This window comes from Paenibacillus sp. PastF-3, from assembly GCF_029893135.1.
GTDB classification, from domain to species: Bacteria; Bacillota; Bacilli; order Paenibacillales; family Paenibacillaceae; genus Paenibacillus_AQ; species Paenibacillus_AQ nitricinens.
The window spans coordinates 340,452-353,531 of sequence record NZ_JARXWM010000005.1 but is presented as its reverse complement, the minus strand read 5'-3'; the positions used below and the strand labels follow the sequence as shown (position 1 = coordinate 353,531).

Below are 13,080 nucleotides of genomic sequence, written 5' to 3'. Positions count from 1 at the left end.
ATTATTTATGAAATCAAATGCGTTACGATGGAATGAGGCGATAGCTCACAGCTTGCAATTTCTTCGCCTAGACCTAGCGTTACATTGTGTACTTCTTCACTTTCATTCATCAGTACGACAGCAATACTACTGTCAGGATTACGGAATGCTGTGGTTAAGATACCTTTCGCTTCAGATGTAAATCCGATCCGTACCGCACCGGGCGCAATGAATTTACTGAAATGCCCAATGTAATAATAGGAGCTGTTATAATGCACTTCATCCGCTGTCGTATCTGCAATAATCGGTGCATCGCAGAGATTGCCTACATGGTTAGGACCTCCAGTCTCATCCAGTACCAGGTTCCAATCCAGATATCCTTCTGTCCACGCATTGAAATCTCCAATCATGTTTCTGCCGTAACGTTCGCCAGTAAACCATTCCCCCAGCTTAACGCCGCCCTCTTGGCAGCCCTCTGTGAACAACAGATGCTTGTCAGGAAATAAATCATGTACCTTTTCTACTTTGTCGAACTCCTCACCTCCGTACCAGTGAATACCTGTACCCCATACATACTTTGCAGCGTCAGGATCAGATAATACTGCCGAAGCACGCTCGACCATAATATCGCGGTTATGATCCCAAATTACAATGTTCACATCGGAATGGCCGGTTTGATGCATCACCGGTCCAAGATGATTTTTAACAAAATCCCGTTCCTCTTCCGCACTATAAATACATGAATCCCAGACCTGAACGGCAGCCGGCTCATTTTGCACGGAAACTGCCCAAATCGGTACTCCCTCTTTTCCATAAGCTTCAATGAATTTCGTATAGTAACGTGCCCAAACTTCTGCGAATTCCGGCTTCAGTGATCCACCGTTATTCATTTCTCCATTGGTTTTCATCCATGCCGGAGGACTCCAAGGAGAAGCCAGCATCGTGAATGCACCGCCTCTTACTTCCATGGCGTCTTTTATCAGCGGAAGTACCCACTTATGATCATGTGAGATATCAAAAGTAGCTAGCTCTGTGTCATAATCCGCAACATACGTATAATTTCCGAGGGCAAAATCACAGCTGTGAATATGAACACGGCCCATGCTATAGCCTAACCCCTCTACAGGATGGAAGTACCGATGAATAACCTCTGCCCGTTTCTCGGAGCTCAAGCGTGACAACGTATAAGCTGCAGCTTCTGTGAAAGCGCCGCCAAATCCAATCATCTTTTGAAACTCCTGCTCTGGCTTAATCTCCACATCGGCAGACCCAGATCCTGCTCTTGCGCTAAAAACAATTGCATCTTTTGGAGTTAAGCGTTCCCCTGTATCTTTTGCAGTTACCACAGTTTGAACTTTTGCCATTTCATCCATCTCCTCTGAATTGTTTTCTTACCAAAGCACTAGTCTTTACTGGATCATCTTCCGATGTTATAGATTCGGAGCAATGAGCCATTAAATCGAAATAATCGAAACCGGTTTCGATTATTTCGAAAAAAAATGATCTTCCAAATCAATTGAAAGAGCATTTTATAAACAATGGGTCTATTATAGCTCCATCTCACTAAAATAAGATGTGCCAAATACCACTATTTCATATCATAAGAACAATTCAAAGCTATACTGTCTTTTACTTTAGCAGGACTCTTTTCAGTTCGTCAAGTTATCGGACTAATATCCGTTAGTCGGAGGTGCACAGGATTCCCGTTCAACCACTTCCACCGGAACTAAAATCGCTTCCTTATCTAACACTTTACCCTCAATTGTAGTTAAAAGAATGTCTGCTGCTCGGCTTCCAAGAAGTTCCGTGTCCTGACGCACCGTTGTCAACGCAGGTGAAACATACTCAGCAAGATCGATGTCATCGTAACCCATAACTGAAATATCCATCGGTACGGAAAGTCCACTATCTTTAGCGGCCATAATAGCCCCTAAGGCTAGTAAGTCACCCGAAGCAAAGACAGCGGTTGGACGTTCAGGGAGCTTAAGAAGCTCCAGCATCGCGTTATAGCCACTTTCCCGAGAATAAAAGGCTCCGTTTACTACATAGGACTTAGGCACTTTAAACCCTCGTTGCTTCATGGCGGTCTTGTATCCCAGCTCCCGCATTTTCCCTGGAAACGTGTTCATACCTCCGGATATATGGGCAATCTTGCGATGCCCCAAGCAGGCTAGATACTCCACTGCCAGCTGGGCTCCAGATGTATTATCTGAGCATACCGTATGCGTCTCAGAAGTCTCAAAATCCATAATAACGGTAGGAATATCACTCTCAAGCAGTTCACGGAAATACGGATCTTCATAATCGGACAAGAAGACAACAACGCCGTCTACGCCACGAATTCTACAATTCTCTAAATAACCGCTTTGCTTACCGCCAACATCCTTGGAGATAAACATGAGGGCATAACCCTTTTCAACAGCAACCTTCTTAAAGCTCTCGATCACAGCGCTGAAAAAAGGATGGCGAATACCAAATCCCGTATTCTCTACGAATAGCACACCGATGGTCCACGATTTCTTAGTGGTCAGTGTACGGGCATGTGAATTCGGTAAATATCCCATTTCTTGGGCAACCCGGAATATTTCCTGACGAGTTTTCTCACGTACATCGGAATAATTATTAAACGCCTTAGAAACCGTTGTTGGAGAGTAACCGGTTCTTTTGGCAATATCGTATATCGTTGTCAAATCGGCTCGCTCCTTGCCCTGACAAATGAAATGCCTTTTGTTCACTGCAATTTTAACGTCTTTCCGTACCGCCGTCCAGCGAAAAGTAGCTTTGTACAGAGGGGAGTAGTGTAACGGCCTGAATCAACAGCCCTAGACTCATATAGATCAGATGTATAATTGCAACACTATTCAGCATGTACGTCTGCACCGTTATCCAAATGATTTGCCCAAACCCGATATACAGAGACAAAGCCCAGAAGCTATATAATTTCTTGAACGGATTTAATCGTTCCACCAAGTGCCACTGAGGTCTCTTGACCAGACCATAAACAACGAAGATGGGTAGTAGACCAAATACGATAAATAGCAGAATACCCGGGAATAAAAAATCAGAGAATGGCGATCTTTCCAGCATAGAAGTCGGCATTTTCATTAGATCCCCGCTTGGATCTATTACAAGAGCACCGCCCCCTCCTAACGCTCCAACCCCCAAAAAAATAAGAAGAATATAAAGCCATGTTACTGTACCCGGCCTTCCCTTCGTTAATTCCATTTTACTTCCCCATTTCCAAATAAGAATTAGAGCAACCCTATCTAGATAACGAATCTGCCCTTCTTTCTATTTTACAAGTTTTCCCTGTTTGTCACCGAGATGCATATCACAAATTTGGCTGTGTTTACGGTTTTTTTACGTACGATGTGAATAGCAGCGCTTTACGTTATACTAAGTTTAGAAGCTTACATTTCACCTAACGGAACTCATTAATAAACATCATTGAATCCAAAGCATAAACAACTTCTACGTCCTTATAAGCGAGAAAGCCAAGACATAAAGTATGGTGTGGAACTTATAGTTTATATTTCAAAAACAAGGAGACAGGACATGCGTACACATGCGCTGCACCTAACATACCTATGAACGATACCGACCTTCTATCTACCAAGCAGTGTGCTTATTGCCACAAGCTAAAGCCGCTCACAGAATTTCGCAGACGTACAGGCAAACGTTCCAAGGGGCAGTCACGCCGTGGTGCCTGCCGTGAATGTCGCAAGCAACGGGAAACACTAAATATAAAACTCACAGCAAACCCCTTACTGGTGAAGCTTGATACGATCCAAACCCATCAGCACACTCTATTGGAGCTTCCCAAAGAGGGAAAGCCGTCTTCCGCTGCTGCTTCTTCAGGACAATCTAATCCGAACCGACGCGTACGAGGTTTGGAGCAGCGAAGAAAAAGGCCGCATGCTCAAGGCACAAAGCTAAATCCCGAAGATCCAACCCAATTGATTCCTTCTGCCAAAGGGATGATTCTAATGCGCGGTCATAGCGACAAGGGACGGCGCTGGCATCAGGAGATCGATCTAGCGCTTGCAATTACCCTCGTCAGGGAACATGCCGCTATCGTTGTAAACCGTCGAACGATTCGACGATTGTATAGTAATAAGGATTTTCGCGCTTATATACTAGCCAGAGACAATTATACCTGCTACTTCTGCGGCGCTTATGGAGACACCATCGACCATTTACTGCCACGTGCTAAAGGTGGTCATACAACCCCAGATAATTGCGTCTGCGCTTGCACGTTATGTAATCAGACTAAAGCTGATAAATCTGTTGAGGATTTTATGGGCCTAATATAACAACTCAAATCAAAAAGCCCTAATCTCGGAGGTTGTTCTGTTTCCGTGAACAGAACAGCCTCCGAGGTTAGGGTCGCTTTTTAATGTGGAGAAGTGTCGATTATTTAGTTGCCTGTAATATTCTTAACTCGTCCTACCTGTCCGCTAGTCAATCTGACCTTAATGCCGTGCGGATGCCGAGGCGAGTTCGTGAGAATATCTTTCACCGTACCGTGTGTTAGCTTGCCTGTAGGCTGATCCTGCTTAAGTACAATATCCACTTCAAGCCCAGGACGAATATCCGCTCTTACTTGTCCGTTCATGAAATAATCCCCTTTCATGGGTTATAATGTTGTCAACAACAATAGATAAGGATGAGACATTATGGCCTTCGGCATCAACAGAGAAGAATTAACCCGTTGGAAAAAAGCGGTCTCCGCAGGAGAGATCGCCTTCTTGACTCATTATTGGCTGGATCCTCGTTTTCCTGGCATCACTACCGTCACCAAGGTGGGCTGTAGTGATCTTACCACTCTGAAACATTGGTGCGAGAAGAATGGGCTGCCTGCCCAATATATTCATAATCGTTCATCGTTTCCCCACTTCGACCTCATTGGACCAAGGCAGGCAGAAATCCTTCGGCAAGAAGGTTTATGGGATCAGCTGGAACGTTTCAAAATGCTCTAAATACAAATTGTGATTTGAGACGTATTAATTACTTCTTTTTTCGTAAATCCTGCATGATTTTACGGCCGGTAGGGGTCTGTGCTAAACCGCCTCCTGCAGTCTCGCGGTGTTTCTCTGGCATAGCTGAGCCTACCTCGAGCATGACCTTGATAACTTCATCGGAAGGAATCACACTACGAACACCAGCCAGTGCCATATCTGCGGCGGCAAGTGCGGTAACTGCACCGAATCCGTTTCTAACAATACAAGGAATCTCTACAAGACCGCCAACCGGATCACAAATCAAGCCTAAAGTGTTCTTAAGGGCTAGCCCGACAGCATGCACTGCTTGTGCAGGCGTTCCGCCGCGTAGCTCGGTTAACGCGCCTGCTGCCATCCCAATGGCAGAACCTACCTCAGCTTGACAGCCGCCTTCCGCACCCGATACAAAGGAATTATTGGCGATGACATAACCGATAGCCCCGGCTGCGAACAATCCGGATACCATGTAGTCATCATCCCAGCCAAACCGTTCCTGACAGCTGAGAAATACACCCGGAATAATCCCGCATGAACCAGCAGTAGGCGTCGCAATGATCCGGCCCATAGAAGCATTCACTTCGGATACAGCCAGCGCGTAAGCCATAGCTTGACCTGCAGGTCCACCTAGGCATGGCTCATCAGCCGCGTTATATGCGCCTACACGCTGGGCATCCATACCTGTAAGGCCGCTGCGCGAAGTTGTATCCTCATTCATTCCGCGGTGAACAGCCTCTTTCATCACGCCATAATATTCACGCATTGTGGAAAATTCATGATCACTGGAACGTCCAGATTCCGCGCTTTGCTCTTCGAGCATAAGTGCTCCAATCGTGAGACCACGTTCCTCACACAATACAGCCAGCTCGCTAAGTGTTTGAAAATTCATGTTAAACTTTCCTTCCCCTTGTCATCTTGCTTACCTTCGTTTAAATTAACCAGCTTCACGGATTTCACAGCAGTGAGCGCTTTAAGCGCTTGAATAAGCTCCGGTGTAGCCGCTTCATCCAGCTCCAGCACCGTTAAGGCTGCACCACTACGATTCTTACGATCCAGAGACATATGCCCTATATTAAACTGTCCGTTACGCATCACTTCCGTAACACTTGCCAGAACACCTAAATAATCCATATGATTAATCAGAACCGTCGGATAGATTCCTGTAAGCTTCACCCCAAAACCGTCGATATCAACAATTTCGATGTTTCCTCCACCAATAGATGTCCCTGTTAGCGTCAGTTTGCTTCCTGTTTCTTGTCCGATGAGATGCAGCTTAACCGTGTTCGGATGTGGGAACAGACCTGTTCCTTGCTTAAAAGAAACCTCCATCCCTGCTTCGACCGCCAGTTCTAGGGAATCTGGAAGCCGATGATCGTCGGTAGTGAAATCAAGTAACCCTCCAACAATCGCCCGATCTGTGCCATGTCCCTGATAAGTTGCTGCAAAAGAACCAAAAAACGTTACTTCAGCCACACGCGGTACTTCACCCAACACCTGCCTTGCAGCCCTCCCGATCCGTGCCGCCCCAGCGGTATGTGAGCTTGAAGGACCGACCATTGCCGGACCAATAATTGAAAATACATCTTTAAAACGCATAAAAGACCTCCTGCCTGCAAGAATAGGCAATTATCGTACTCCTATATAGTATACTGCACTAGCAGTCGGAGTTCACCGTGACATTTGCTATGATAAATATATATCTTATATTGCGTATTCAGAGGGAGGGGAGCATTTTCTATTTTGTCCTGAGTATCACAAGATATCCTGAGAATACAGCATAATTCCACCTATATACTACCTCAGTATGCTCCCACAGCTGATATGCAGCTTCATAATTATCCGCAACCATTTTCCTATAAATCATACTTGTTCCCTCGCTTGAACAGCATGGCATAAAGCATGAAGTGTGCTCCGAGGAAGCTTTTCCAGCTCCAGCAGCGCTTCGTAAGGATCGTCCTCTAATCCCATAGCTTTCGCAAAGGCAGGCTCTGTCTTCCATCCGCTTGATTTTAAAAGAATGATCCGTTCGCGAAAATCATCCTCCATCTGAGCTAAAATTTCAGCTTCAACGATCATATGCAAATAACCATTCTGGAGCTCCGTTCGCCTCGGCTGTCCAAACAGTTCGATAGGCCAGCCCTTTACCATAAAGTTAATTTTCGTTCGAGGAATGCCTTGAACCACTCGTGATTCGCTAACAAACCCCTCCATGGCTCCAAAATATCGAACAACTAGCGCTTTAAACTTCATAGGATCATATACCTCACAAATGATATCCAAATCGCTGCCCTCCACTTGAATTCCAAGCGGTATTGTCCCAACCAACAAAGGGTTATAGTCTGTTAGCAAATTCATAATATCCAGCTCTAAAAGAAGGTTATAGACCTCTTTCTGAACCGCGGTTCCATGAATCAGATAATCAACATTTCGCCAATCATTCATTCTGGACAAGCGCCTCCTCCGACTCGGGTTTATAAACGCATATGTATGTATTGATGACAGCGCACGCTTTTCTGGGCGCATGCATAGAAATATACGGAAGATAGAATGCAAGGAGGGTATTTCAAAAAAATGAATCCCATCTACCCCTATTATGGGGAGCGGACAGTATGTAAAGAGCAGCCTATTGCTTTTCCTCCACAGCATCAAGATCGTCAGCCGGGCCTGGAAAGTCTGATGAATCCTCGTCCCATCAGTGAAAACCCTGAAATTATCGGCAGTGGAAAACTGAAGGGAAAGGTTGCACTCATCACCGGAGGCGACAGCGGAATTGGGAAAGCGGCAGCCATTGCTTTTGCCAAAGAAGGTGCAGACATTGCTATAGCTTATTTATACGAAGCCTCAGATGCAGAAGTCACTCAAAAGCGGATCAAAGAATTAGGGCAACGCTGTTTAAGGATTGAAGTTGATTTACGCCATAAGGAGAATTGCTTCAGGGCTGTGGAGTATACGATCCGCACCTTCGGCAAGCTGGACATTCTGGTCAATAATCACGGGGTCCAATATCCGCAGAAAAGTATTTTGGATATTACAGAAGAGCAATTGTACCAGACGTTTCAGACGAATATCTTTCCATTCTTTTATCTCACACAAGCCGCACTTCCACATTTTAAAAAAGGTGCATCCATCATTAATACCGCTTCCATTACTGCCTATCAAGGAAATAAAGAGCTCATAGATTATTCCTCCACCAAAGGGGCGGTGGTCTCTTTTACCCGCTCTTTAGCCTTGTCTCTCGTAGACGCTGGCATCCGCGTCAACAGTGTAGCTCCCGGTCCGGTATGGACCCCACTGATTCCCTCAAGCTACTCTGCAGAGGAAGTTAGTATCTTTGGTACAGATACACCTTTTAAACGTGCTGCACAGCCTTATGAGCTAGCAGGAGCATATCTCTTTTTAGCGGGCCCTGATTCTTCATATGTTACCGGGACATGTATACATGTCAACGGTGGAGATATGGTCACCAGCTGATACACAATACACCACGAGAGGAATGTATACCTATGAATAAGATGCCCGATTATGATATTCCTTCTGTCCGTTTAACAAGTGGCATGTATGCCTTAACAAAATTAGCCTGCGCAGGGCTAACATACGTCCTTATCTCCTTACTTATGCTTGGGTTTCCACAACATAACGGCATACCTGAGGGTTGGCCTCTTTCGATCCCCTATGCGATTTACGCTTATGGACTGCCAGCCGCACTGGTAGCCGATGTTCTGCTGCGCCTCCTGCGTTCCACATCCCACATCGTTTCCCTTGTTGTATACGTAGCCGCAGGTTTCGGTGCAGGTCTATGGCTGGCAGCAGAACAAGGTGCAGAGCTACTGCTATGGGGCCTGGCTGGAATTTTGGGACTGTTGCTGCTACGAGTGACGCAACTGGGTGTAGAGCGTTCCCCTCTGTTACTGCCAGTGTTTGCACTTTTTCTACCGCTGCTCTGCTTACTGCTGTTATAAGCTGCACTCAGAGTGCTTCTATGATATCACCGGCAATGATACCCGCTGGATTATTCCGCTGACGGGCGGCTCTCTCCCCGGCTAATCCGTGTAGATATACACCAAAAGCTGCTGCCTGCGCCTCATTCAATCCCTGAGCCAGCAGGCTGGAAATGATGCCCGTTAGCACATCACCGGCTCCACCAGTGCCCATGCCGGGATGGCCTGTGGTGTTTACATAAGCTTGTCCTTCAGGCGTTGCTATTACCGTATGGGCTCCTTTTAATACAAGCGTAACCCCATGCTCTTTCGCATATCCCATAGCCAGACAGATGCGGTCCCGTTGCACCTGAGCTGTTGTTATACTAGCAAGACGGGCCATCTCGCCTGGATGAGGCGTCAGAATCACCGGATGGCGTCTACTTGCCCAGCTCTTGTAATCAGCGTCAGCTAATATATTTAAAGCATCCGCATCGATCACCAGAGGACAATCCGTCCCTTCCCAGAGATTGCGAAGCCATTCTGTATCCGCCTCGAATCGACCAAGACCGGGACCAATGGCTAGAACATCTCGCTCTTTACTTAGCTTCAGTAGCTCTGAAACGCTCCCTGCTTGCCAGCTTCCATCTTCATTACCCTCAACATCGGCTAGCATGAGTTCAGGGGCAGAACCGATGATACAGGGCAAGAGCTTCTGCGGAAGCGCCCATGTCACTAATCCGCAGCCTGCCCGGAGCGCAGCACGGGCAGAGAGCAGGCCGGCACCGCTCATTCTTAAGGTGCCGGCAACAAGAAGGACATGCCCATAAGTCCCCTTATGGCCTTCAGGCGAACGCCGGCGGGCCAGATCTACGCCCAGATGGGCATGCAGCACTTCCGGTGTCAGCAGGTGAACCTGCACACCGCTTTCAGGGGCCAACGCAGTAGGAATACCGATGGCCCGGACCTTCACCTGCCCCGCAGCGCTAGCGCCGGGGTACTGCAGGAGGCCTCGCTTGAGAAACGCGAGGCAAACCGTCACCGACGCATGAATGCAAGGCTCATGCGTCTCACCCGTGTCCGCGTTCAGACCACTCGGGATGTCCGCGGACACGATCACTCTACCGCTGCTGTTCGCTGCGGCAATCAGCTCCGCATAGGCGCCGCGCGGGGCTCCCGCGGCGCCAGTGCCGAGCAGCGCATCCAAGATGCCGCTGCACTCGGCAAGGTCCAGCCGATCCCTGCCGTACACCACGGCAGGGAGGCCCATGGCTGCAGCCGCATCGCGCTGCAGGGCGGCCTCGCCGGAGAGCGACTCCGGCGGCACCGCATAAACGAGCGTGACGGCGATGCCAGTCTCGCGAAGATACCGTGCGGCGGCGAGGCCATCGCCGCCGTTGTTGCCTTTGCCGACGAGGATGAACCATCGCTCGGCGGCGGCATTGTCCAGGGTCAGCGCATGATCTGCGCTGACCTGAAATGCCGCGCCAGCCAGCGCGGCATCCTTCCCGGCGTCTTCCCATCCGGCTGCATTTCTGCAGCCCTCTCCACCTCTCCGCCGGCACAGTGCAACGATCTCCTCTGCGATCACTCTTCCCGCATTCTCCATCAGTGCAATAGCTGGAATCCCCAGCCGCTGGATCGTTTCTCCGTCCAGCCGCCGCATTTGCTCAGCAGTTACCAGATACATGGTTCGGCCCCTTTCCGCTACACTTCAATCCACATCTAGCTTAATATCAATACGCTACAGTAAATCTCGTCCGGCTAAAATTCCCTTCCTCCAGCTCGTCCACCATAGCAACAGCAAAATCCTCTACACTGATTATACTTTCGCCATTCTCATCAAAAACGAGACGGTCGAGTCCAATGCGGAAATGGCCTGTACGTCGACCTGAATGAACTACCGCAGCAGGACTGGCATACGTATAATCCAGTTCTGTATTTTTGTAAATTTCATAGGCTTCCGCATGGGCTTCTGCCAATGGTCTAATCTCAGCTGGGAAGTCTGCCGTATCCATCAATAGCTCTCTAGTTTCAGTCTTCAAACTACCTGCACCACCCACAACCAGCAGTCGATTTAGCCCAGCTTCTTGCATTCCCTCTACAATTGCCTTAGCAGCTGTTATCAGATTCTTCTCTTGGCCGAGTACTGGACCGTATGCACTGATTACCTCTTCATGTCCACGGACCGCAGCTGCAACTGAAGCAGGATTTAGAACATCTACAGTTGTGATATGCAGACGTTCATGTTCAAGGGTTATTGATTCTGGATTCCGTACCGCAGCTGTTACCTCATGTTTTCTTTTTAAAGCCTCCTGTACAATCGCCTTCCCAATCGTTCCTGATGCACCCAATACTACAACATCCATCTGTTTTTTCCTCACTTTTTCCGGGTAAGGCCAGCGTACGACCTTCCTATTTTTTATATTTTTTAATACTCGTCTCTGTAGCTTTCCCTTACAACCTTTAATCATTATTAATCCCATGAGGTCTACTTGAAATTAAATCCCCACAAGTTAACTTCCAAACGAAAAACCCCTTAACCAATACAAGGGGCACTCTCTACTAAGTAGCATGTACTCGCATTAACGACGCAAAAACATTCCCTGAGAACGTGGCATAACCGGTTCAAAGCCATATTGTGCATATAATTTAGAAGCTTCCCCATCTGCAATCAGACTTACATAGGAATTGCCCGGTACAGTATAAAGGAACTCCCTGATTTCCCCCATGATCAATTTCCCTAAACCGCGCCCCTGATATGAAGGCTTCACTGCGATATCCGTGACCTGAAAAAAACAACCCCCATCGCCGATCACCCTTCCCATCCCGATTAAGGTATTCTCATCATACAAGGTTACCGCAAAAATAGAACGAGGCAGCCCTATTGCAGCCCCTTCGGAGCTCATTGCACTCAGTCCAGCCTCTTTTCTCAGCGCTAAATACTGTTCCACTGAAGGACATTCATGACGTATATTTAGCTTTCCTGTTCTCCCCATACCGTTCACCTCCTAGCTTTACACGATAAACCAAGCTTAACACCGTTCAGCATTGCTGTACCAACTATATACGACTCTATGGTACACAGGCAAGACTCGCCGGCTTCGTTGGGTTGAACCGATCTGTTAACCATTAAGTAAAAATAAAGCAAACAGACACATCCACCAAAGTGGTAAGTATTATATTCTTGAATCCTATTACTCACTGTGTGGAATAGTATTTATAACAATACTCTAAAAGGGATGGTGAAGCATAATGTCTCCTGTAGCCAAGCTGTTCAAATGGGGAACATGCCTGTATGAAGCCTTTCTGGCTCTGCCGTTGATCGGTGGACTCTTTATCATCGCTAATGGTTGGGTCCCACTTGCCATTGCCTTTTTGCTACACGCAGTAGCTATCGTTATATTGCAAAGAGAGCGGAGACCCATCGTCGGAAACGTTCTAGGTATCATCACCTCGATTTTAGCGTTCATCCCTATCCTAGGCTGGATTATGCACGGCGTCACTGCGCTCGTACTGCTGATGGAGGGTGTGTCCGCCTCACGCCAAGCCCCTCGTTATTAAAAAACTGCCTGTATCGTCGGTCGCTTGCTTGGTGAAAAGAGAACAGAGCAGCGTTTCTCCATGTTCGGAAGAATCGCGCTCTGTCTTCTCCACTGCTGCTATTCATTAAAAAGAGCTACCTATTTGGTGTTTTTCAAGCCAATAGCGATTATAGGTTCGTTAGCATGCCAAATGTGCAAAAAACTGCGTTTAGAGTCTTCTGAGTCCGAGCGGTGTTTTGTATCAAAAAACAGAGGAGTTGCCCCAGCAGGGATTTCAAGGCTGCTGAGGCAACTCCATAATTTTTATCCAGAAAGATAATTGATCCCTTTATGATTGCCCGAGATTGCATCAACGTCCTGCCGATTGGGAATCGGCCCGCCGGGTTCCACTCTCATTAATGTAACGCCCATTTGCGTTGCCATTGCCATTCTCAAAACGTTTGCGTTCCGTACGCTCCATCTGAACAATCTGACCTTCATGCACCACAATGTGCAAGGAGCCAAATTCCATATCATCCAGAAGCCCTGCAATCCGCGTAAGCCATAAATCATCCACTTTCAGCGGTTTAGCCATTCCCTAGCCTCCCTTTCCCCATCCAAAGGATTATATCCGCCTAAATTTCATAATTCCGTTATTACCAA

At 47.4% G+C, this 13,080-nt stretch carries 16 protein-coding genes; 5 read left to right on the top strand and 11 right to left on the bottom strand.

The window, feature by feature from the left end; translation table 11 throughout:
• Positions 1–5 precede the first annotated feature (5 nt).
• The 3 genes from M2444_RS13290 to M2444_RS13280 all read right to left on the bottom strand — a co-directional run bounded on the left by M2444_RS13290 (position 6) and on the right by M2444_RS13280 (position 3,204).
• Complete coding sequence (locus M2444_RS13290; RefSeq protein WP_280787178.1) at positions 6–1,343, bottom strand: glycoside hydrolase family 30 protein; 1,338 nt, start codon at positions 1,341–1,343, stop codon at positions 6–8.
• A gap of 306 nt (positions 1,344–1,649) precedes the next feature.
• Positions 1,650–2,669 carry a LacI family DNA-binding transcriptional regulator gene (locus tag M2444_RS13285; protein ID WP_280787177.1) on the bottom strand — a complete coding sequence of 340 codons (1,020 nt, stop codon included), beginning with the start codon at positions 2,667–2,669 and terminating at the stop codon, positions 1,650–1,652.
• Between the two features lie 52 nt (positions 2,670–2,721).
• Complete coding sequence (locus tag M2444_RS13280; protein ID WP_094874195.1) at positions 2,722–3,204, bottom strand: hypothetical protein; 483 nt, start codon at positions 3,202–3,204, stop codon at positions 2,722–2,724.
• Positions 3,205–3,566: 362 nt separating this feature from the next.
• Here M2444_RS13280 and M2444_RS13275 point away from each other — a divergent pair, with 362 nt between their 5' ends.
• Positions 3,567–4,292 (top strand): HNH endonuclease, encoded by a 726-nt coding sequence (locus tag M2444_RS13275; RefSeq protein WP_280787176.1) that lies wholly within the window; start codon positions 3,567–3,569, stop codon positions 4,290–4,292.
• A gap of 104 nt (positions 4,293–4,396) precedes the next feature.
• On the opposite strand, the gene M2444_RS13270 is transcribed toward M2444_RS13275, so the two are convergent.
• Positions 4,397–4,594 (bottom strand): YwbE family protein, encoded by a 198-nt coding sequence (locus tag M2444_RS13270; RefSeq protein WP_042184438.1) that lies wholly within the window; start codon positions 4,592–4,594, stop codon positions 4,397–4,399.
• A 61-nt stretch (positions 4,595–4,655) separates the two neighbouring features.
• Between M2444_RS13270 and M2444_RS13265 the strand changes: the two genes are divergently transcribed.
• Positions 4,656–4,958 (top strand): hypothetical protein, encoded by a 303-nt coding sequence (locus M2444_RS13265; RefSeq protein ID WP_094878233.1) that lies wholly within the window; start codon positions 4,656–4,658, stop codon positions 4,956–4,958.
• A 28-nt stretch (positions 4,959–4,986) separates the two neighbouring features.
• On the opposite strand, the gene sdaAA is transcribed toward M2444_RS13265, so the two are convergent.
• The 3 genes from sdaAA to M2444_RS13250 all read right to left on the bottom strand — a co-directional run bounded on the left by sdaAA (position 4,987) and on the right by M2444_RS13250 (position 7,418).
• Entirely contained in the window at positions 4,987–5,865 is an 879-nt protein-coding gene (gene sdaAA / locus M2444_RS13260; protein ID WP_060626723.1) for an L-serine ammonia-lyase, iron-sulfur-dependent, subunit alpha, read from the bottom strand.
• A complete protein-coding gene (sdaAB, locus tag M2444_RS13255) occupies positions 5,862–6,572 on the bottom strand; it encodes an L-serine ammonia-lyase, iron-sulfur-dependent subunit beta (RefSeq protein WP_094878234.1) in 711 nt (236 codons plus the stop codon). Before sdaAB ends, sdaAA begins: the two co-directional genes overlap by 4 nt.
• A 264-nt stretch (positions 6,573–6,836) precedes the next feature.
• The gene (locus tag M2444_RS13250; protein ID WP_280787175.1) at positions 6,837–7,418 is read right to left on the bottom strand and encodes a DUF4269 domain-containing protein; all 582 of its coding nucleotides are present in this window, start codon (positions 7,416–7,418) and stop codon (positions 6,837–6,839) included.
• A gap of 129 nt (positions 7,419–7,547) precedes the next feature.
• Between M2444_RS13250 and M2444_RS13245 the strand changes: the two genes are divergently transcribed.
• Positions 7,548–8,447, top strand: coding sequence for an SDR family oxidoreductase (locus M2444_RS13245; RefSeq protein WP_280787174.1), 900 nt, complete (start codon positions 7,548–7,550; stop codon positions 8,445–8,447).
• A 32-nt stretch (positions 8,448–8,479) separates the two neighbouring features.
• The gene (locus M2444_RS13240; RefSeq protein ID WP_094874201.1) at positions 8,480–8,935 is read left to right on the top strand and encodes a hypothetical protein; all 456 of its coding nucleotides are present in this window, start codon (positions 8,480–8,482) and stop codon (positions 8,933–8,935) included.
• A gap of 7 nt (positions 8,936–8,942) precedes the next feature.
• Here the strand turns inward: M2444_RS13240 and M2444_RS13235 are convergent, their stop codons facing one another.
• The 3 genes from M2444_RS13235 to M2444_RS13225 form a co-directional block, all read right to left on the bottom strand.
• Positions 8,943–10,583, bottom strand: a complete 1,641-nt coding sequence (locus M2444_RS13235) for an NAD(P)H-hydrate dehydratase (protein ID WP_280787173.1) — start codon at positions 10,581–10,583, stop codon at positions 8,943–8,945.
• A 46-nt stretch (positions 10,584–10,629) separates the two neighbouring features.
• Entirely contained in the window at positions 10,630–11,262 is a 633-nt protein-coding gene (locus M2444_RS13230; RefSeq protein WP_280787172.1) for an NAD(P)-dependent oxidoreductase, read from the bottom strand.
• 216 nt (positions 11,263–11,478) lie between these two features.
• Complete coding sequence (locus M2444_RS13225) at positions 11,479–11,892, bottom strand: GNAT family N-acetyltransferase (protein ID WP_280787171.1); 414 nt, start codon at positions 11,890–11,892, stop codon at positions 11,479–11,481.
• 256 nt (positions 11,893–12,148) lie between these two features.
• Here M2444_RS13225 and M2444_RS13220 point away from each other — a divergent pair, with 256 nt between their 5' ends.
• On the top strand, positions 12,149–12,457 hold the full coding sequence (locus M2444_RS13220) for a hypothetical protein (RefSeq protein ID WP_094874205.1): 309 nt from the start codon (positions 12,149–12,151) through the stop codon (positions 12,455–12,457).
• Positions 12,458–12,787: 330 nt separating this feature from the next.
• Here the strand turns inward: M2444_RS13220 and M2444_RS13215 are convergent, their stop codons facing one another.
• The gene (locus M2444_RS13215) at positions 12,788–13,012 is read right to left on the bottom strand and encodes a YezD family protein (RefSeq protein ID WP_042184406.1); all 225 of its coding nucleotides are present in this window, start codon (positions 13,010–13,012) and stop codon (positions 12,788–12,790) included.
• Positions 13,013–13,080: the final 68 nt, after the last annotated feature.